Annotated in this window: 17 protein-coding genes, 1 tRNA gene and 1 riboswitch; of the genes, 8 read left to right on the forward strand and 10 right to left on the reverse strand. The window is 70.8% G+C overall.

Going from position 1 to position 18,908, the window contains the following annotated elements; genetic code table 11:
• The first annotated feature begins 76 nt into the window (after window positions 1–76).
• A riboswitch (TPP riboswitch) is annotated at window positions 77–169 on the forward strand.
• From thiM to VD659_RS02870, 3 genes are all read left to right on the forward strand, one after another.
• Complete coding sequence (gene thiM, locus VD659_RS02860; RefSeq protein ID WP_423259623.1) at window positions 152–1,024, forward strand: hydroxyethylthiazole kinase; 873 nt, start codon at window positions 152–154, stop codon at window positions 1,022–1,024. It overlaps the preceding riboswitch by 18 nt.
• Window positions 1,021–3,459: a bifunctional hydroxymethylpyrimidine kinase/phosphomethylpyrimidine kinase gene (locus tag VD659_RS02865; protein ID WP_423259624.1), complete on the forward strand. Its 2,439-nt coding sequence runs from the start codon at window positions 1,021–1,023 to the stop codon at window positions 3,457–3,459. The genes thiM and VD659_RS02865 overlap by 4 nt, the downstream gene beginning before the upstream one ends.
• A 100-nt stretch (window positions 3,460–3,559) precedes the next feature.
• Window positions 3,560–4,186 carry a YqaJ viral recombinase family protein gene (locus tag VD659_RS02870; protein WP_423260040.1) on the forward strand — a complete coding sequence of 209 codons (627 nt, stop codon included), beginning with the start codon at window positions 3,560–3,562 and terminating at the stop codon, window positions 4,184–4,186.
• Window positions 4,187–4,250: 64 nt separating this feature from the next.
• Here the strand turns inward: VD659_RS02870 and VD659_RS02875 are convergent, their stop codons facing one another.
• Window positions 4,251–4,952, reverse strand: a complete 702-nt coding sequence (locus VD659_RS02875; RefSeq protein ID WP_423259625.1) for a DUF998 domain-containing protein — start codon at window positions 4,950–4,952, stop codon at window positions 4,251–4,253.
• A gap of 166 nt (window positions 4,953–5,118) precedes the next feature.
• Here VD659_RS02875 and VD659_RS02880 point away from each other — a divergent pair, with 166 nt between their 5' ends.
• Complete coding sequence (locus tag VD659_RS02880; RefSeq protein WP_423259626.1) at window positions 5,119–6,144, forward strand: NADP-dependent oxidoreductase; 1,026 nt, start codon at window positions 5,119–5,121, stop codon at window positions 6,142–6,144.
• A 69-nt stretch (window positions 6,145–6,213) separates the two neighbouring features.
• On the opposite strand, the gene VD659_RS02885 is transcribed toward VD659_RS02880, so the two are convergent.
• The 8 genes from VD659_RS02885 to VD659_RS02920 form a co-directional block, all read right to left on the reverse strand.
• Entirely contained in the window at window positions 6,214–7,272 is a 1,059-nt protein-coding gene (locus tag VD659_RS02885) for a cell wall-binding repeat-containing protein (RefSeq protein ID WP_423259627.1), read from the reverse strand.
• Between the two features lie 62 nt (window positions 7,273–7,334).
• Window positions 7,335–7,877, reverse strand: a complete 543-nt coding sequence (locus VD659_RS02890; RefSeq protein WP_423259628.1) for a GNAT family N-acetyltransferase — start codon at window positions 7,875–7,877, stop codon at window positions 7,335–7,337.
• A gap of 152 nt (window positions 7,878–8,029) precedes the next feature.
• Window positions 8,030–9,313 (reverse strand): cell wall-binding repeat-containing protein, encoded by a 1,284-nt coding sequence (locus tag VD659_RS02895; RefSeq protein ID WP_423259629.1) that lies wholly within the window; start codon window positions 9,311–9,313, stop codon window positions 8,030–8,032.
• Window positions 9,314–9,498: 185 nt separating this feature from the next.
• Window positions 9,499–10,188, reverse strand: coding sequence for a 50S ribosomal protein L1 (gene rplA, locus VD659_RS02900; RefSeq protein WP_137837776.1), 690 nt, complete (start codon window positions 10,186–10,188; stop codon window positions 9,499–9,501).
• A gap of 14 nt (window positions 10,189–10,202) precedes the next feature.
• Window positions 10,203–10,634 (reverse strand): 50S ribosomal protein L11, encoded by a 432-nt coding sequence (gene rplK / locus VD659_RS02905; protein ID WP_137837775.1) that lies wholly within the window; start codon window positions 10,632–10,634, stop codon window positions 10,203–10,205.
• 174 nt (window positions 10,635–10,808) lie between these two features.
• Entirely contained in the window at window positions 10,809–11,702 is an 894-nt protein-coding gene (gene nusG, locus VD659_RS02910) for a transcription termination/antitermination protein NusG (protein ID WP_423259630.1), read from the reverse strand.
• A 65-nt stretch (window positions 11,703–11,767) separates the two neighbouring features.
• Complete coding sequence (secE, locus tag VD659_RS02915; RefSeq protein ID WP_137837773.1) at window positions 11,768–12,040, reverse strand: preprotein translocase subunit SecE; 273 nt, start codon at window positions 12,038–12,040, stop codon at window positions 11,768–11,770.
• A 27-nt stretch (window positions 12,041–12,067) separates the two neighbouring features.
• A tRNA-Trp gene (locus VD659_RS02920) sits at window positions 12,068–12,140 on the reverse strand.
• 149 nt (window positions 12,141–12,289) lie between these two features.
• Between VD659_RS02920 and VD659_RS02925 the strand changes: the two genes are divergently transcribed.
• From VD659_RS02925 to VD659_RS02940, 4 genes are read left to right on the forward strand one after another with little or no spacing between them, the layout of a single operon-like run.
• On the forward strand, window positions 12,290–13,324 hold the full coding sequence (locus VD659_RS02925) for an AI-2E family transporter (protein WP_423259631.1): 1,035 nt from the start codon (window positions 12,290–12,292) through the stop codon (window positions 13,322–13,324).
• 10 nt (window positions 13,325–13,334) lie between these two features.
• The gene (locus VD659_RS02930) at window positions 13,335–13,952 is read left to right on the forward strand and encodes a MarC family protein (protein ID WP_423259632.1); all 618 of its coding nucleotides are present in this window, start codon (window positions 13,335–13,337) and stop codon (window positions 13,950–13,952) included.
• 21 nt (window positions 13,953–13,973) lie between these two features.
• On the forward strand, window positions 13,974–15,173 hold the full coding sequence (locus VD659_RS02935; RefSeq protein WP_423259633.1) for a pyridoxal phosphate-dependent aminotransferase: 1,200 nt from the start codon (window positions 13,974–13,976) through the stop codon (window positions 15,171–15,173).
• 58 nt (window positions 15,174–15,231) lie between these two features.
• Window positions 15,232–18,060, forward strand: a complete 2,829-nt coding sequence (locus tag VD659_RS02940) for a hypothetical protein (RefSeq protein WP_423259634.1) — start codon at window positions 15,232–15,234, stop codon at window positions 18,058–18,060.
• On the opposite strand, the gene VD659_RS02945 is transcribed toward VD659_RS02940, so the two are convergent.
• Window positions 18,014–18,799 (reverse strand): alpha/beta fold hydrolase, encoded by a 786-nt coding sequence (locus VD659_RS02945; RefSeq protein WP_423259635.1) that lies wholly within the window; start codon window positions 18,797–18,799, stop codon window positions 18,014–18,016. The genes VD659_RS02940 and VD659_RS02945 overlap by 47 nt on opposite strands.
• Window positions 18,800–18,908 lie beyond the last annotated feature (109 nt).

An 18,908-nucleotide genomic window follows, 5' to 3' on the forward strand; every position in this document is an offset into this window, starting at 1 on the left:
AGCGCACCCTGAGAATCCTGACAGACCCGGCACCGACGCCCCTCGAGAGGGCCGACCGAGTGCTGCTACTGTCGTCGGGAGTGACACGGGGTGCCCTTCGCGGGCTGAGATGAGACCCGTCGAACCTGATCTAGTTCGTACTAGCGAAGGGATGTCGCGAATGAGCCTTCGCACGTCTGCCCACCCGTCCGACCTGCTGACCCTGCTGCGCGAGCGCGAACCGCTCGTGCAGTGCATCACGAACGCCGTGGTGACGGGGTTCACCGCCAACGTGCTGCTCGCGCTGGGGGCCTCGCCCGCGATGGTCGACATCCCCGGCGAGGCCGGCGGTTTCGCCCGGATCGCCTCCGGCCTCCTGGTGAACCTCGGCACCCCCACCGGCGAGCAGCGCGACGCGGCCCGGGAGGCGGTGGCCGCTGCCGCCGAGGCGGCGGTGCCCTGGGTGCTCGATCCGGTCGCCGTCGGCGCCCTACCGGTGCGCACCGCGCTCGCCCGGGAACTCCTCCTGCACAAGCCCACGATCGTGCGCGGGAACGCCTCGGAGATCCTCGCCCTCGCCGGCGCCGGAGCCGGCGGGCGCGGTGTCGACGCCACCGACAGCGCCGAGGCGGCCGAGGAGGCGGCGCGGGGGCTCGCCCTCCTCACGGGAGGGGCCGTCGCGGTCTCCGGGCCCGTGGATCTGGTGACCGACGGCACGACCGTGGTGCGCGTGGCGAACGGGCACGCCCTGCTGACACGCGTGACCGGTGGCGGATGCGCGCTCGGCGCCGTCATGGCCGCGTTCGCCGGGGCGGCGACCGCGACCGCGATCGCGACCTCGCCGGGATCCGGGCCCGACACGGATGGCCCGGCCCACGCATCCCGGGCGCTCGACGCCGCCGTCGCCGCGTCGAGCGTCTACGGCATCGCGGCGGAGCACGCCGCCCGTTCGGCCGCCGGGCCGGGGAGCTTCGCCGTGGGTCTGCTCGACGCGCTCGCGGCACTCGACGCCCCGGCCGTGCGCGCCGAGGCGCGCCTGTCGTGACCGCGCGCGTGCTCGACCTGAGCGTGTACCTCGTGACCGATCGCGCTCTCGCGGAGGAGTGCGGAGACGCTGACGGCCGTTCGCTGGCCGAGGTGGTCGACGCGGCGGTGACCGGCGGAGCGACGATCGTGCAGTTGCGCGACCCGGCGGCCGACGCCGCATCGCTCGTCGCCGCGGCGATCGAGCTCTCGGCGGTCATCGACGGGCGGGCGCTCTTCGTGGTCGACGACCGCGTCGACGTCGTGCTCGCCGCCCGGCGGGCGGGGGCGCGCGTCGACGGTGTGCACCTGGGCCAGAGCGACCTGCCCGTCGAGGCCGCCCGAGCCCTGCTCGGGCCCGGCGCGATCGTCGGCCTCACCGCGAACACCCGGGAGCACCTCGAGGCCGCGACGGCCCTGCCCGCCGGCACGGTGGACTACCTCGGCGTGGGCGTCATCCGCCCCACCAGCACCAAGGCCGATCATCCGGAACCCCTCGGGATCGACGGCTTCGCCGCGTTCGCCGCCCGGAGCCCTCTTCCCTGCGTGGCGATCGGCGGCATCGTCGAAGCCGACGTGCCCGCTCTGGTCGCCGCGGGGGCGGCAGGCACCGCTGTGGTCTCGGCGATCTGCGCAGCGCCCCAGCCCCGCGCCGCCGCCGCCGGCTTCGCCGCCCGCTGGCGGGAGGCCGCGGCGAGCGCCGCGCCGTCAGCATCCGCGCGTCTGACCTCCGCGCCGGCGTCCGCGCGCCCCGCAACCGCTCCGCCGGCATCCGCGCCCCCGACGTCCGCAGACGCCGCGGCCCACGCCGACCGCGCCCTGTTCGCGAGACCTCTGGGCGCCCGCGGCCGTGCCGTGCCGCGCGTGCTGAGCATCGCCGGGACCGATCCCACCGGGGGTGCGGGCATCCAGGCCGATCTCAAGTCGATCGCCGCCCTCGGCGGCTACGGCATGGCCGTGGTCACCGCGCTCGTCGCGCAGAACACCCGCGGAGTGCGCTCCGTGCACCTCTCCCCCGTCGACTTCCTGCGCGAGCAGCTCGAGGCGGTCTCCGACGACGTGGAGATCGACGCGGTGAAGATCGGGATGCTCGGCACCGCCGAACTCGCCGACGAGGTGTCCCGCTGGCTCGCCGAGGCCAAGCCGCCTCTCGTGGTCCTCGACCCCGTGATCGTGTCGACGAGCGGCGACCGGCTCTTGACCCCCGAGGGCGAGGAGTCGATGCGCCGGCTGTGCACCCAAGCCGATCTGATCACGCCGAACCTCGCCGAGCTGGGCGCCCTGCTCGACACCGCTCCCGCCGCAGACTGGGCGGCCGCGCTCCGCCAGGGCGAGGAGCTCGCCCGTCGCACCGGCGTCGCCGTGCTCGTCAAGGGCGGCCACCTGACGGGCGACTCCGCGCCCGACGCGATCGTGCGGGTGTGCGAGGGGCGGGCGTCCGTCACCGAGCTCGACGGCGCCCGGGTGCTCACGAGCAATACCCACGGCACCGGATGCTCGCTCTCGTCGGCTCTGGCCACGCTCGGCGCGCAGACGGGCGGCATCCGCGGGGCGGGTCAGGGCACGGGAGCCGGCGGCGGGACCGGAAACGACGGGGACGGGGACGGGGAACCCTGGTCGTCGGCCCTCCGCGAGGCCAAGGACTGGCTGACGGGTGCACTGCGGGGCGCCGACGCGCTCGACGTCGGGCACGGCAACGGCCCGATCGATCATGCTCACGCCACGCGAGCGGCCCTCGCCGCCGCGCGCGTGCGGACCGGCGCATCCGGGCCGCACGACGCCGCCGGCACCGATGCCGATGCCGATGCCGAGTCGTTCACGGCGAGCCTCTGGTCGCAGACCCGCGCCCTCCGCGGGCAGATCGACGAGCTCGACTTCGTGCGAGCCCTCGGAGACGGCTCCCTCGAACCGGCGGCCTTCGAGCACTACCTGACGCAAGACCTGCTCTACCTCTCCGAATACGCTCGCTGCCTGGCCCGCGCCAGTCAGCTGGCGCCGAGTTCCGACGAGCAGGTCTTCTGGGCGCGGTCGGCCGCCGACGCCCTGGCCGAAGAGGCGAGGCTGCACCGCGCCCGCGGCGCCGGGGCCGGCAGCCCTCTGCCGAGCGCCACGACGCTGGCCTATGTGAACCATCTGCACGCGCTCGCCGCCGTCGGCGACTACGGCGCGCTGGTCGCCGGGCTGCTCCCCTGCTTCTGGATCTACGTCGACCTCGGCCGGCGACTCGCCGCCCGGCGCCACCCGGGACATCCTTTCGACGATTGGCTGCAGAGCTACGGCGACCCGGGGTTCGCCGAGGCCACCGAGACGGCCGTCCGCATCACCGACCGCGCGGCCCGCACAGCCTCACCGGGGGCGCGCGAGACCATACGCACGGCGTTCGTGCGCTCCTGCGAGCACGAGCACGCCTTCTTCGCCCAGGCGACGGCGGAAGGGGCCGCCTCCGGCACCCGCTGACCACCCCGGCACGCCCGACACATCCGGCCTGCGACGACGCGGCGGCGATTCATCCCGCGGTGTCGGCCCGGGAGGGGAGAATGGGGAGGTGACCGACACGATGCTCTTCTTCCCCTGGGAGGAGGACGAGGCATCCGCGGAGCCCGCCCCGCCGCCGCATCTCGCGCGCATCGTGGCCGAGTCGACCGATCGCGTCGCCTGGCTGCGCGCCCGCAGCCGCGGCGTGACCGCCACCGACGTCGCCCGCCTGTCGAGCTCGCGCGCCGTGGCCGCGGTGGCGTGGGACAAACTGCACGGCACCGGCTTCGGCGGCAACGCCTTCACCGATCACGGCCGGGCCCGCGAGCCGGAGATCGCCGCGTGGGTGCGCCGCGAATACGCGATCGAGCCGAGCGTCGCGCTGTTCCACGCCGCTCGTGAGGCACGGCACCTCGCCACGCCCGACGGCATCCGGGTGGCCGATGACGGCTCGGTCGAGCTCGCCGAGATCAAGACGACCTCGAAGCCGTGGTCGCGCATCCCGCGCAGCTACCTGCGGCAGGTGTGGTGGCAGCAGTACGTGCTCGGCGCCGAGCGCACCCTCGTGGTGTGGGAGCAGCACCTCGACTTCGTGCCGGTGGCCGAGGAACCCCGGTGCCAGTGGGTGGAGCGCGACGAGTCGGAGATCGAGCTGCTCGTGCGGCGGGCCGACGAGCTGCTGGCCTGGATGCGCGGCGAGCGCCGCTAGTCCGGCCCCGGCCTGTCGCCCGTCGGGCCACTCGCCGCATCCCCGCACCCGGAAACGACGGAGTTCAGACCGGGATGCCAGAAACGACGGACTCAGGGACGGCGTGTTGCCTGACGGATCCGTCGTTTCGAGAGCGCCAGGCCTCCACCGCGAGCACGATCGCGAGGCCGACCAGCCAGAGCAGTGCGATCGAGGTGGCCACGAACTCGAGCACCCCGCCCACCTGGGTGCCGAAGCGCAGCACCGAGAGCATCCCGCCGGTCGCCGAGATGAGCGCCACCGCGATCGCCGAGCCGAGCGAGAAACGCGCCAGCCGGCGGAAGCGCCTGTCTGCGGCCACCTGCAGCATCACGAAGGCCGCCCCGGCGAAGCCGAGCACCGCCGAGAGGGTGTGGATGAGGTCCTGCCAGGTGAACGCAGGCCCCACCGGCAGCGGGCAGTAGGCGGTGCAGGTGACCTGCGAAGCGATGCCGAAGGCGACCGCGGCGCCCGCGAGCACGACCGCGGGCGGCACCACGGCGAGCCAGCGGATGCGCGGGGTCAGCGGCGGGGCGGCCAGCGCCACGAGGGCGGCGGCCACCGAGACCAGCACGAGCGCCCAGCGGAACGTCGCCGCGGTGGGCTCCCCGTCGGCGCCGAGCTCGCTGACGTAGAGGAAACGGCTCGCGGAGAGGCGCGCCACCCAGATCAGCCCGAGACCGGCGCCCGCGGCCGCAGCCGCGAGCCACAGCATCCCCGAACGCACACGGGGCCACGGCGACAGCATCTTTGAATGTTAACGTGCGGCCTTCGAGTTTGCACCACAGTGACCTCGCCGTAACACCGGTGAATTATTCACCGCATAGCGTGTGGAGCAGCCGAAGAGGCTACGCAGCGAGGCGGGATGCCCGAGCCCGTTCCTGCGTGTTCTGAAGATCGACGGAAGGCACACGATGATCGAGCAGTGGAGTGGATCGTCGGGCACATCGAGCCCCACTCTGACCCACCCGAAGACGATGCGCGCATCCGTCATCGCCGAGACCGGTTCGCCGGACGTCCTCACCGTCGCCGAAGTCGCCTCGCCGCTGCGCGTCAATGCCGAGGTGCTCGTGAAGGTCGCCGCCGCCGGGGTCAACCCGATCGACGCGAAGACGCGGTCGGGCAAGGGCGTCTCCGCCGCCATCCCGGGCTACCCCTACATCCTCGGCTACGACTTCGCGGGCGTGGTGGTGGAGACCCCGTTCGCCGGTCACCCGCTCAGCGTGGGCGACGAGGTCTACGGCATGATGTCGGTGCCGCGCGGCGACGGCTCGTACGCCGAGTACGTCTCGGCGCCGAGCCTGCAGGTGGCCCGAAAGCCCAAGACCCTCTCGCTCACCGAAGCGGCGGCCGTGCCGCTCGCGGCGCTCACGGCCTGGGGCATGGTGGTCGACCTCGCCAAGGCGCACGAAGGGCAGCGGATGCTCATCCACGCGGCCTCGGGCGGCGTCGGGCACTTCGCGGTGCAGTTCGCGGCGTACTTCGGGGCCCGGGTGACGGCCACGGGCTCCTCGCGCAACCAGAGCTGGCTGCGCGAGCTGGGAGCCACGAGCGTCATCGACTACTCCGCCGTGGCCTTCGACGAGCAGCTCTCCGACCTGGATGTCGTGATCGACCTCGTCGGCAACGTGCACTCCTCGACGGGGTCGCGGTCGCTGAAGGTGCTGCGCCCGGGTGGGCTCATCATCAACGCACCGACCGGCAGCTGGCCGGGGTTCGAGGAGGAGGCCGCGGCGGCCGGGATGCGCGCCACGACCTTCAAGGTGGCGCCGGATGCCTCGACACTGGCCGTCATCTCGCGGCTGATCGACTCGGGAGACGTGCGTGTGCACGTCGACGAGGTGTTCCCGCTGGCCGAGGCCGCCGCCGCGCACCGCGCGATCGAGGGCGGTCACACGCGGGGCAAGCTGGTGCTGCAGATCGGCGATCTGCCCTTCTAGGGGGGTCGCGGCTGCGGCGCCTCCAGCGGCTCTGCTGTCTCGGCCGTCTGGGCTATCTGGCCGCGATCGTCACGCGCAGGGCGTCAGCGCGTCGACCCCGGGGCCGAGGGTCGCGAGGCCGCCGAGCACCACGATCCTCGACGGCGCCAGGCGCACGAGTTCGTCGAGCACCAGCTGCGGCACGCAGTTCTGCGGAACCACGTACAGCGGCGCCTTCTCGTGTGCGGCCAAGGCCCCACCGCTCAGCGCATCCGGGAACACGAGTCCGCTCGCGAGGTAGACGACCCGGGCGGAGCCGAAGGCCTGCTGATTCACCAGCACCCCCACCTCGAACCGGTCGGCGCCCGCGAAACGCCGGCCACCGAGCCCGCCTGTCCGGAGCGAGCTCTCGAGGGCGGCGCCGATCGAGTTGAGCCCGCCAACGAGATGCGCTGAGCGTGCACCGAGCCCCGTGATCACCGTGGTCTCCTCCGCAGAAGGAGCCGGCTCGGCACCGTCGACGAGGAGCACCGGATGCACGCGTGCGCCGGCCGCGGCCGCCGGCGAGGCGGTCAGCGCGTCGGCGAACCCGCCTCCGTTCGCAAGGAAGATCTCGTCTGCCGTTCCGAAGCCCACACTCGCGTCGGCGATCAGGGCGCGCGACACCGCGAAGCGGTCCGCGCCCCCGATGCGCAGCACGATGGCCTGGCGCACCCGGCGGGAGAGCTGCTCGAGCACCTCGTCGGACACGGATGCCGGCCCGCCCACCACGACGACGACGCTCGGGCGCAGGGCGGCGATCTCGTCGCCCACCGTCGGCAGGAGCACGGCGGCCGGGGTGAGCAGCAGGGCCGCGTCGTTCTGCGCGGCGACGGAGACCGCGCTGAGCGCATCCGGGAACTTCTCACCGCTCGCCAGGAACACGGTGGCGGAGGTGCCGAAGGCCGCCTTCGCGGCGAGAACCGCCTGCTCGTAGCGGTCGGCGCCGGCCAGGCGAGCGGGGGCCGGAAGCGGGGCCGCAGGCTGTGCGCCGCCTCCCCGTGCCACCACCGCGAGGGATGTCTCCGGTGCGGCCACGAGGGCGACGACGAGGGCCAGCCCCAGCGCAGCAGCGTTCAGCGAGGCGGCGGATCGGCGGAGGCGGAACATGGAACTCCCTGGCTGGGGGTCCATCGTCGCCGGGGGCACTCCCCCGACGTTATGAGCAGTTGCTACTCAGCCGCTGTCAGGGGGCGCTCGAGCACGAAATCGTCGTGCAGCTCGTCGCCCACGAGGAAGTGCTTGGTGCCGACCCGGCGGAAACCGGACTTCTCGTAGAAGCGGATGGCGCGGGAGTTGCGCTGGTTCACGCCCAACCACACCGTGATCGCTCCGGCCTCGTCCGCGGCGGCGATGGATCCTTCCATGAGCGCGGTCGAGACGCCGAGGCCGTGGAAGTTCGCGCGCACGTAGCACTTGCTGATCTCGGCCGTGGGCCGGGCCGTGACGACGGCGGCCACCTCAGGGTCGGCCGGGTCGGCGGCGACGAGCATGGAGTAGCCCGCGATCTCTCCGTCGACGTCGGCGAGCAGCACGGTGCGCTCCGGGCTCGCGAGGTAGCCGGCGAAGCGCTGCTCGGAGAGGTGCTCGGCGATGAACGCGGCGATGGCCTCCGGCGCGGTTCCCGGAGGACACGCGAGTTCGAACGTCTCCGCGGCGACCGCGGCGACGATACCTGCATCCTCGATGCGTGCGCGGCGAACTCTCGTGACCATGTCTTCACGCTAGGCGTTTGAGACCCGCAATCCCGTTCGGACACGCGGCCCCCGAGAACCGCGGCACCCGTTCGGGCCGCGGGCCACAGCCGAACGCCCCTCGGTCTGGGCTTCGAGGGGCGTTCGGGGTTCGGTGGTGCAGCGGGATGCCGTCAGTCGAGTCCGCAGGGGGTCAGCGATTCGATGTCCCGGCTGAGCGTGTTCGTGCCGCCGAGCACATAGACGGTGTCGGGCGCCACGCGTCCGATCTCGAAGTACACCGCGGAGCTCAGGCAGTCGGGCTGGGTGACGTAGAGCGGGCTCTTCTCCGCACCAGCAGCCGCGCCCCCGCTCAGCGCGTCGGGGAAGACGGCTCCGCTGGCGAGATAGATGCTGCCGACGCCGTTCGGGAACGAGGCGCGGTTCACCGATGCTCCGGCCTCGTAGCGGTCGGTCCCGGCATACCGAGTGACGGCGAACGTGTTCTTCAGCGATGCCTCGAGGGGAGCGCTGACCGAGACGGGACCACCGGCGATGAACACGTCGCGCACGCCGAGCGACATCAGGAGGTTCGATTCCGAAGCGGTCAGAGTCGGCTCGGTGCCGTTGACGAGCAGGACCGGCTGGCTGTGCTGCGCCGCAGCGGGCGAGGCCGTCAGAGCATCAGGGAAGTTCGTCCCCGTCGCGATGTAGAGGCCTGTCGCCGATTGGATGCCGAAGTCCTCGTCGGCGATGAGGTTGCGGGAGACCTCGTAGCGATCGGCGCCGCCGATGCGCTTGACTCGCGCGCCACCGCTCCCCACGGTCAGGGCCTGGACGACACCATCGGAGACAGAAGCAGGACCTCCGACCACCACGACGTCCTTGGCGCCCAGGCGCGTGATCTCTGCGAGAAGTCCGGCGGGCAGCGATCCTTGCGCAGTGAGGAGAAGGGGGCCCCCGTTCGCGGCCGCGATCGCTGTGGCACTCAGGGCATCGGCGTACTTCTCGCCGCTCGCGACGAAGACCGTGTCCGTCTTGGTGAACTTCAGCTTCGAGACGGCGATGGCCTGCGCGTATCGATCCGACCCCGCGATGCGCGCGACCGCCGGCGCCTTCTTCACCGTCATGGTGCAATCGACGCCCCCGGCCGCCGAGCTCCCGGGGCGGGTCGCCGACAGAGTGAAATGGGCGGTCTCCACGGTGCCCGGCTGTCCGATGATCGCCGGCCCGCTGGGGTTGATGGTCAGACCCGAAGGCAGCGCTCCGGCCGTCACGGCGATCGTGGATCCCTCCGAGGCGAGTTGCGCGAACCCAATGGGGAATCCGACGACGGCCACAGCCTGCGGGCAGCTGACGCCCGGCACGATGACCTCCTCTGCCTGCGCGGAGAGAGCCGGCACGATCGGTGCCGCGAGCAGCAGGGCCGCAACACCCCCGAGAACGGTCGTGCGGAGAGCGGATAGAGACACAGGCATGGTGTTCCTTTTCGAGAAGAGAGATGGATCTTCTCAGGGTGACCCGCACGCGCCAGGCAGCGTTATGAGCATTTGGTACTCACGCGACGCGATCCGCGCATCCGCCATCCGCGCCCGGGAACGCAGAAAGGGCCCGCCGCGAGGCGAGCCCTTTCCGGGTGTTCAGGTGGTGCGGGTGAAGACGATCAGATCGAGTTCACGTCGAGCGGGATGCCCGGGCCGAAGGTCGTCGAGACGGCGCCCTTCTGCACGTAGCGGCCCTTCGACGAGGACGGCTTGAGGCGCATGACCTCGTCGAGCGCCGCCTTGATGTTCTCGCTGAGCTGCTCGGGCGTGAACGCCGCCTTGCCCACCGGGAAATGCACGTTGGCGTGCTTGTCGACGCGGAATTCGATCTTTCCGCCCTTGATCTCCTCGACGGCCTTGGCCACGTTGGGGGTCACGGTGCCGGTCTTCGGGTTGGGCATGAGGCCACGGGGGCCGAGCACCTTTCCGAGACGGCCGACCTTGCCCATGAGCTCCGGGGTCGAGACGGCGGAGTCGAACGAGGTGTAGCCGCCGGCCACCTTCTCGATCAGCTCGTCGCCACCGACCTCGTCGGCACCCGCGGCGATCGCGGCCTCAGCGGCCGGTCCCGTCGCGAACACGATGACGCGGGCGGTCTTGCCGGTGCCGTGGGGCAGGATGACGGTTCCGCGAACCATCTGGTCGGCCTTGCGGGGGTCGACCCCGAGCTTGAGCGCGACCTCGACGGTGCTGTCGAACTTGGCGGAGCCGGTCTCGCGAGCGAGCGACACGGCTTCGGACGGGGTGTAGTACTTGCCGGCTTCGATCTTCTCGGCCGCGGCCCGGTAGGCCTTTGACTTCTGTGCCATTTCCAGCCTCCTCCTTATGCCTCGACCGTGATGCCCATGGAACGGGCAGTACCGGCGATGATCTTCATTGCAGCGTCGACGTCGTTCGCGTTCAGGTCGGCCTGCTTCTGCTCGGCGATCTGACGCACCTGCTCTTTGGTGAGCTTGGCGACCTTGACGGTGTGGGGGGTGGAGGAGCCCTTGGCGACTCCGGCGGCCTTCTTGATGAGCTCCGCGGCGGGCGGGGTCTTCAGGATGAAGGTGAACGAGCGGTCTTCGTAGACCGTGATCTCCACGGGGATGACGTTGCCGCGCTGCGACTCGGTCGCGGCGTTGTACGCCTTGCAGAACTCCATGATGTTCACGCCGTGCTGACCCAGCGCAGGCCCGATGGGCGGTGCGGGGTTGGCGGCGCCGGCGTTGATCTGAAGCTTGATCAGACCTGTGACCTTCTTTTTCGGTGCCATTTCTTCTCTTCTCTTTCGTGCCATCCGAATGGATGACGCTCCCACAGCCGAGCGATTCCCGGATGCGGTGGTGTGAAACGCTGCGAAAGCAACCTTGTGATCTTAGCCGATTCGCGGCGCGATCGCATCGTGCCGCGAATCGGACGACTCGCGCCGCAGAGGCGGCGGCGCGATCTAGAGTTTCGTGACCTGGTCGAACGAGAGCTCGACCGGGGTCTCGCGCTCGAAGAGCGAGACGAGCACGGTGAGCTTGCCGCTCTCGGGCTTGATCTCGCTGATCGAACCGGGGAGCCCGGCGAACGAGCCCTCCTTGATGGTGATGGTCTCGCCGATCTCGAAGTCGACCTCGGCCGGGATGGAGCGTGCGACGGCTTTGCCGCCCTTGCCGCCCGACGCCTTGGCGGTGGGGACTTCGGCGACCTCGACGAGGCTCTTCAGCATGTTGAACGCCTCTTCGAAGCGCAGCGGCGTGGGGTTGTGCGAGTTGCCCACGAAGCCGGTGACGCCCGGCGTGTGACGCACGACCGACCAGCTGTCCTCGTTGAGGAACATGCGCACGAGCACGTAGCCCGGGATGCGCACGCGGGTCACGAGCTTGCGCTGGCCGTTCTTGATCTCGACCACGTCTTCCATCGGAACCTCGACCTGGAAGACGAAGTCCTCCATGCCCATCGAGGTCTTGCGGCTCTCGATGTTCGACTTCACGCGCTTCTCGAAGCCGGCGTAGGAGTGGATGACGTACCACTTGCCGGGCAGCGCACGCAGCTCGGCACGGAAGGCGTCGTAGGGGTCGACCACGACCTCCTCGTCGGAGGCCTCGGCGTCGGCGGCCAGCTCGGCCGCGACATCCTCACCCTCGACCGGCTCATCGGCGACCGGCTCATCGGCGGCCTCGGCCTCGTCGTCTTCGAGCACCTCGAGAACAGCGGCGGCCTCGTCGAAGTCGTCGATGTTCAGTGCGTCGTCGACCACCGCGTCGGCTTCGGGGTCGGCTGCCTCGTCGATCGCCTCGAGGAGGGCGTCGAGGTCAGCCGGGACACCGGCTTCTTCGGGCTTTGCGTCAGACACTGAATTCGTTCCACTTCTTAGCTTGTTTGGGCCGCGGGATGCGGCGAACCGATCGGTCGCTCTCGTCAGGCCGGCGTGCCGAACACCACGAGTGCCAGCCAGCCGAACAGGGTGTCGAGCCCCACGACGATGGCCATCATGATGATGACGAACACCAGCACGACCAGCGTGTAGCTCACGAGCTCACGCCGGGTCGGGGTGACGACCTTCTTCAGTTCGGTGAAGACCTGCCGGATGAACAGGACGATACGGGCGAACGGGTTGCGCCTGGCCGCCCGATCTTTCTTGGCATTCTCGACGACGTCTTCAGAAGGCTCGTCGATCACTTTTCTTGCCACCGTGTCAGTACCTTTCACGAACAGGAGCAGGGCGGACAGGACTCGAACCTGCAACCTGCGGTTTTGGAGACCGCTGCTCTACCAATTGAGCCACCGCCCTAAAGAGAGAAATCGCGCGGCTTCGCTACACTCACTTCAAGGAATAAGCGCCAGAAAATAGGCATAGAAAAGCTTGGCAGATTTCAACTACCGACACTCAGTGTAAGTCACATCGGGCAGCACCGCAAAGCCAGTGAAACGGGGAACACCATGAGCACGAACGCATTCCGGATCGGCTTCGTGGCGACGCTCGGCGGTCTCGTCGCCATCGCACTGGGCTTCGCCTTCACCCAGTTGTCGACCGTGGTGATCTGCATCCTGGCCTCGCTCTTCCTGGCGCTCGGCCTGGATCCGCTGGTGCGCTGGCTGACCCGGCGGCACATTCCGCGGGGCTGGTCGATCGTGATCGTCTTCGTGATCGTGATCGCGTTCGCGGTTCTGGTGTTCTTCCTCGTGATCCCCGCGGTGGTCGCGCAGACCACCGAATTGATCACGAACCTGCCTGCCGCGGTCAAGTCGGTGACGCACGAGCAATGGTTCATCCAGGTGTTCGGCGACTCGGTCGACACGCAGAAGCTCGTGCAGGACCTGGAGAACTACCTGGCCGACCCGAACAACCTGGCCACCCTCACCGGGGGCGTGCTGAAGATCGGGCTCGCGCTGGTGAACGGCATCTCGGCCGCCATCCTCGTGCTCGTGCTCACGCTGTTCTTCCTCGGGTCGCTCGAGGCCGTGAAGTCGAGCTTCTACGTGCTGGTGCCGATGTCGCGCCGGGCCGGGGTGATCTCGATCACCGACCAGATCGTGCAGTCGATCGGCAAGTACGTGAGCGGGCAGGTCATCCTCGCGGGCACCAACGGCGTGTTCGGCTTCATCGCGATGGTGCTGATCGGGGTGCCCTATGCGGGGGCGCTGGCCGTGGTGTGCTTCCTGCTCGCGCTCATCCCGCTGGTCGGCACCATCATCAGCGCCGTCATCGTGACCTTCATCGCGCTCACGGTCTCGCCGACCACGGCGATCTTCATCGGCATCTACTTCCTCGTCTACATGCAGGTGGAGGCATACGTCTTCAGCCCGCGCGTGATGAACAAGGCAGTGGACGTGCCCGGCATCCTGGTGGTGATCGGCGCCCTGGTGGGCGGCACGCTGCTCGGGGTGCTCGGAGCGCTCATCGCCGTGCCCGTGGTGGCGTCGATGCTGATCATCATCAAACAGGTGATCGTGCCGCGCCAGGCCGAGCTGTGAGAGGCATCCGTTGACCGACATCTCCACGCCCACCCTCGTGACGAGCGCCATCGGCCTGCTCACCATCACGAACCCGATCGGCAGCCTGCCGATCTTCCTGAACCTCACGAAAGGCTACGAGCCGGCGCGGCAGAAGCGGCTCGGGCTGCTGGTGGGGCTGGCGGTGTTCGCCGTGCTCACCGTGTCGCTGATCGCCGGGAGCTTCGTGCTGCAGGCCTTCGGCATCGACCTCACCTCGTTCCGCATCGCGGGCAACCTGCTCGTGGCCACGATCGGCTGGGCGATGCTCACCGCCAAGACGAACATCGTGACGGTGACGGATGCGGAATCGCCGGTGGTCGTGCCCCTCGCCATCCCGGTGATCGCCGGGCCCGGGGCGATCAGCCTGATCATCACCTTCCAGGAGACGTACTCGAGCCTGTTCGACTACGGCATGGGCATCCTGATGATCCTCGTGATCTCGGCGATCATCGCGGTGGCGCTGTATTTCGCGCCGCAGGTGGCGCGCATCGTCAAGCCGACCGGCATGAGCATCGTGACGCGGATCTTCGGGCTGCTGCTGCTCGCGATCGCGGTGCAGTCGATCCTCAGCGCACTCTCCGACGCATTCCCGGTGCTGACGAAGTAGAGCCGGATAGGCTGTACTTCCGTGACCGAGCACTCCCGCATCTCCCGCCGTATCGCCGCCATCGCCGAATCCGCGACCCTCAAGGTCGACGCCAAGGCGAAGGCGCTGCAGGCCGCCGGCCGGCCCGTCGTCAGCTACGCCGCCGGGGAGCCCGACTTCCCGACGCCCGCGCACATCGTGGAGGCGGCGGCCGTGGCCGTGCGCGACCCCAAGAACCACCGCTACACGCCCGCCGCCGGGCTCCCCGAGCTGCGCGCGGCGATCGCGGAGAAGACCCTGCGCGACAGCGGTCTCGCCGTGGAGCCCTCGCAGGTCATCGTGACCAACGGCGGCAAGCAGGCGGTCTACGAGGCGTTCGCCACCCTGCTCGACCCGGGCGACGAGGTGCTCGTGCCCACCCCGTTCTGGACCACCTACCCCGAAGCCATCGCGCTCGCCGGCGGTGTTCCCGTACAGGTGTTCGCGGGCAGCGACCAGGACTACCTGGTGACGGTGGAGCAGCTCGAGGCCGCCCGCACGCCACGTTCGAAGGTGCTGCTGTTCGTGTCGCCGTCGAACCCCACCGGTGCCGTGTACTCGCCCGAGCAGACGAAGGCGATCGGCGAGTGGGCGCTCGAGAACGGCCTCTGGGTGGTCAGCGACGAGATCTACCAGAACCTGGTCTACGACGGGCTGCGCGCGCAGTCGATCGTGGAGGCCGTGCCGGCGCTGGCCGACCGCACGCTGCTCGTGAACGGCGTGGCCAAGACCTACGCGATGACCGGATGGCGCGTGGGCTGGATGGTCGGGCCGCTCGATGCCATCAAGGCCGCCTCGAACCTGCAGTCGCACCTCAGCTCGAACGTCGCGAACGTCTCGCAGCGCGCGGCCATCGCCGCCCTGACGGGCCCGCAGGACACGGTCGACGTGATGCGCGCCACATACGACCGGCGGCGGCGTTTCATCGTCGCGGAGCTGAACAAGATCCCCGGCGTGCACACCCCGCTCCCCGAGGGCGCCTTCTACGTGTACCCGGATGTCACGGGGCTGCTCGGTCGCGAGTGGGGCGGTGTCACGCCCACGACCTCTCTCGAGCTCGCCGACCTCATCCTCGACCAGGTGGAGGTCGCGACGGTGCCGGGCGAGGCGTTCGGGCCCAGCGGCTTCCTGCGGCTCTCCTACGCGCTCGGCGACGACGCGCTGGCCGAGGGCGTGGCGAGGCTGCAGAAGCTGTTCTCGTAGCGTCATAGTTTCCCGAGAAATCATCACTTAGGGGCTGATTCGGCGTAGAGTTTTGCTCATGTACTCGTGGGCAGGCTCCCAGCGACGGCGTCGCGGCGCGATCGCCTGCGCCGTGCTCGTGGCGTCGTTCTGCGGGGGCGTCGCCGCGGCTGGCACTGGAGGCGATCGCGCTTGGGCCTCCCCCAGGCTGTCGCCGGCGCTTGTCCGCGACGGCGGGCCGGCCGCACTCGTGGTGAGCTCGTCCCCTCCAGGGGGGACGATCGTCCTCGGGCCGGCTGCGGGCGTCGTGGCGTTCGAGCTGGCCGGGTCGGGCTCCGCCGGCGACGCGATCACCGCGAGCATCCACCGGAACGGCGAGGCCTTCCCGCTCTGTGCGGCGACGGCACAGGCCGATCTGAGCTGGGCCTGCACGGTGTCGTCAGCCGGCACGGCCGATGACTTCTCCGGGCCCGTGACGGTGACGAACGGCCACGAGTCGGTGATTCTGAATGTGGGCGTCCTGCACGCGCCGACCATCACGACGGATGCGGGTGCCCCCGGCACCATCACGTCCACCGCGACCGTGGACGACCCGGTGCAGGTGCTCACCGGCACCGGATTTCCGGGGGCTCTTCTGCGGGTGGTCGTGAGCGACGGGAGCAGATGCTCCGGCACGGTCGGCGCGGGCGGAGCGTGGAGCTGCGCACTCACCGCGCTGCCGGCCGGCGCGGGGCCGTTCACCCTCACGGCGGGAGAGGCGTTCGCGGGAGCGCCCGGATTCTGGGCCGACGGGGAGCCGGTGGACTACGTGGTGGGGTCGACCGACATCGTGGGGCCCGGCGGCGGCGGGAGCGGGGGCGGCGCGGGTGCCGGGACGGGAAGTGGCGGCGGGACCGGTACCGGGACGGGCGGCGCTGGCACCGGCGGAACCGGAAGCGGCGGCTCCGGCGGGACCGGCGGCGGCGGGACGGGCGGCGGCGCCTCTGGCGGGACCGGAAGCGGCGGCGCCTCTGGCGGGACCGGAAGCGGCGGCTCCGGCGGGACCGGATCAGGTGGCGGAGCCGGGACAGGAAGCGGCGGCGGGGCAGGAAGCGGTAGCGGTAGCGGGGCGGGCGGTAGCAGCGGCGGGATCGGGGCGAGCGGCGGCGGGACGGGAAGCGGCGGCGGAACCGGGGCGAGCGGCGGCAGCGGCGGAACCGGGGTGGGCGGCAGCGGGACGGGAAGCGGCGGCAGCGCCGGCAGTGGTGTGGGAAGCGGAGGCGGTGCGGGCTCGGGCGGCGGTGCGGGCTCGGGCGGCGGTGCGGGCTCGGGCGGCGGGTCAGGCGTAGGAGGCAGCGAAGCCGGCGGCAGCGGCGGTGGGGCCGGAGCGCCGGGAACCGGAGCCAACGGTGCCGGTGCGGAGGCCGGAGCGACGGGGGCCGGAGGTTCTGGTGCCACAGGCGGAGCCGGCAGCGCCGAGGCGTTCGCAGCGGGAGGCCGCTCGATGGCGGGAAGCAGGGCGGCTGGGGGCGACGGCGAGAGGGGCGCCGCGGACCGGCGTGCAGCGTCGGGAGCGACGGGTGTGGCGCCGTCGACGCCGGCTGTGCCGCGCGCCGGAGCGGGCAGCACGGGGCAGACAGAGCGGGGCGGGGCGAAGGCACCAGGGGCGCCCGGCCGCGGCACGGCGGAGGCCGGCACAGAGGAGGCCGGCACAGCGGAGGCCGGCACAGCGGGAACCGGGGTCGCCGGGGCCAGCTCCGAGGCGGAGGACGCGACGACGGGGGCTGCAGGAACCGGAGAGGCCGCTGCGCTGTCCGTGATGGGCGGGCTCGATCGGGTGTCGGCGTTCAGCCGGAGCCTTCGACGGGCGGGGGATGTCTCTGCGCCGGGGGTGGGGTTTCTTGCGGCGCTGCTGGCCGGAGTGGTGCTGCTCGTGATCGTGCCCGGTGGGCTGCTGGAGTCGACGGTGCACGCGAATCACGACCGCATCCGCCGCGCCGCGCTGCGCCTCGTGCCGGGGCGTGCACTGTGGAACCGTCTCCGCGGTCGACGGTGGCGCCCGGCCGATGGTTCCGGCCGCGCTCCGCGGGCGCGCGGGTCGCGGGTCGCCCTCGCGATCGGCGTGGGCGCCGCCGCCGGCGTCTTCGTGGCGCCGGGGGCCGTGGTCGATGGGGAGGGCATCCGGTTGTTCCTCGCCTTCGCCGCAGCGATGACGGTCACCGGACTCGGAACGGCGCTCCTCGGGGCGCGCTACTCCGAGCTCCGGCTGCGTGAGCGGGCCACGCTCGCCGTGAAGCCGTCGACGGTGCTGCTCGCTGCGGCGAGCGTGGCGGCATCCCGGCTCGCCGGTCTCGAGCCGGGGTTCGTGTTCGGCGCGGTCATCGGCATCCAGCTCGCCTCGACGGCCCGCGTGGCGGCCAATGCCCGCCTGACGGTCGTGACGAACACCGTGCTCGTGTGCGCCGGCCTCGGCGCCTGGCTCGGCTGCAGCGCTCTCGCGCCCGGTGTGCTCGCGCATCCCGACCTCCTCGGGGCCACCGCGCTCGATGCCCTGACGGCGATCGCCGTCGGCGCTCTGAGCAGCCCGGTCGTGGGGCTGCTGCCGCTGCGATTCCTCGACGGCTCCGCGCTGATCGCCCACTCCCGCGTGCTCTGGGGCGTCGCTTACTCCCTCGCCGTGCTCGTCTTCGCGGCCGTACTGCTGCCGCTGCCGGATGCCTGGTCGCAGGTGGGCGGCGACCTCACCGGGTGGTTCATCGCCTTCGCGGTTTTCGCTCTGCTCAGTCTGGGGGTGTGGGCCTGGTTCCGGTTCCGCCCCGACCCGGGCGAGGCCGACGAAGCGCCCCAGCCGGCCGAGGCCGAACTGGTCGCCGCCGAGGCGCTCAGCGCACGAGCCGGGCGATCTCGCGGGCCAGGGGCTCGCGCATGAGGTGATCGGCACGGGGGACCTCGTGCAGTTGCACGTGGCTCATCAGGCCGAGACGCTCGACGGTGGCCGGCACGATCACCTGATCGCGGGAGCCGTAGACCACATCGACCGGCACGGAGACCTGCGCGAGATCGGTGGTGGTGGTCTGCGACTCGATGCAGTGCTCCATCGAACTCGCGAACGCCGCCCAGGAGGCATCGTCGATCTTGAGCGAACCACCCGGCATCCAGCGCGAGAAGCGCCCCACGTTGCTGATGATGGTGAGGCGGTTGTCGCGCACGAAGCGGTAGAAGCGCAGATAGCCGCCCACGCGCATTCGGTGGGCCAGTTCGCCGATGTAGCGCTGCTCGGGGTAGATGGGCGGGGAGACGAGCACGAGGTGCGACACCTCCCGGCGATGGACGGCGGCGTAGCGGCTCGCGATGAGACCGCCGAGACTGTGGCCGATCAGCGTGAAGCGCCCGCGCAGATGCAGCGAACGAATGGTCTTGTGCACGGCGAGTACGTGCTCGTCGAGCGTGAAGCGGATGCCCTCCGGCGCCACCGAGCCGCCGAAGCCCATCACGTCGATGGCGATCACCCGGTAGAGCGGCGTCAGGAGCGGAACCAGGAGACGCCAGCTCGCCGACGACGACGCGATGCCGTGCAACAGCACGACCACGGGGCCCTCCCCCACGTCGACCGCCACATTCAGGCGCGGAACCTCGACCTCGTGCGCTGAGCGACTGAAGAGCTTCATGGCCACCCCCTCCTCCAAAACTGAGGATACATCAGCGTGGCCCGGCGATGTCAGGGGAATATAACCCGTTCTCGGCTGGCATGACCGCCCGAACACGGCCAGCATGGAG

The organism is Herbiconiux sp. 11R-BC (genome assembly GCF_049472555.1).
GTDB lineage: Bacteria > Actinomycetota > Actinomycetes > Actinomycetales > Microbacteriaceae > Herbiconiux.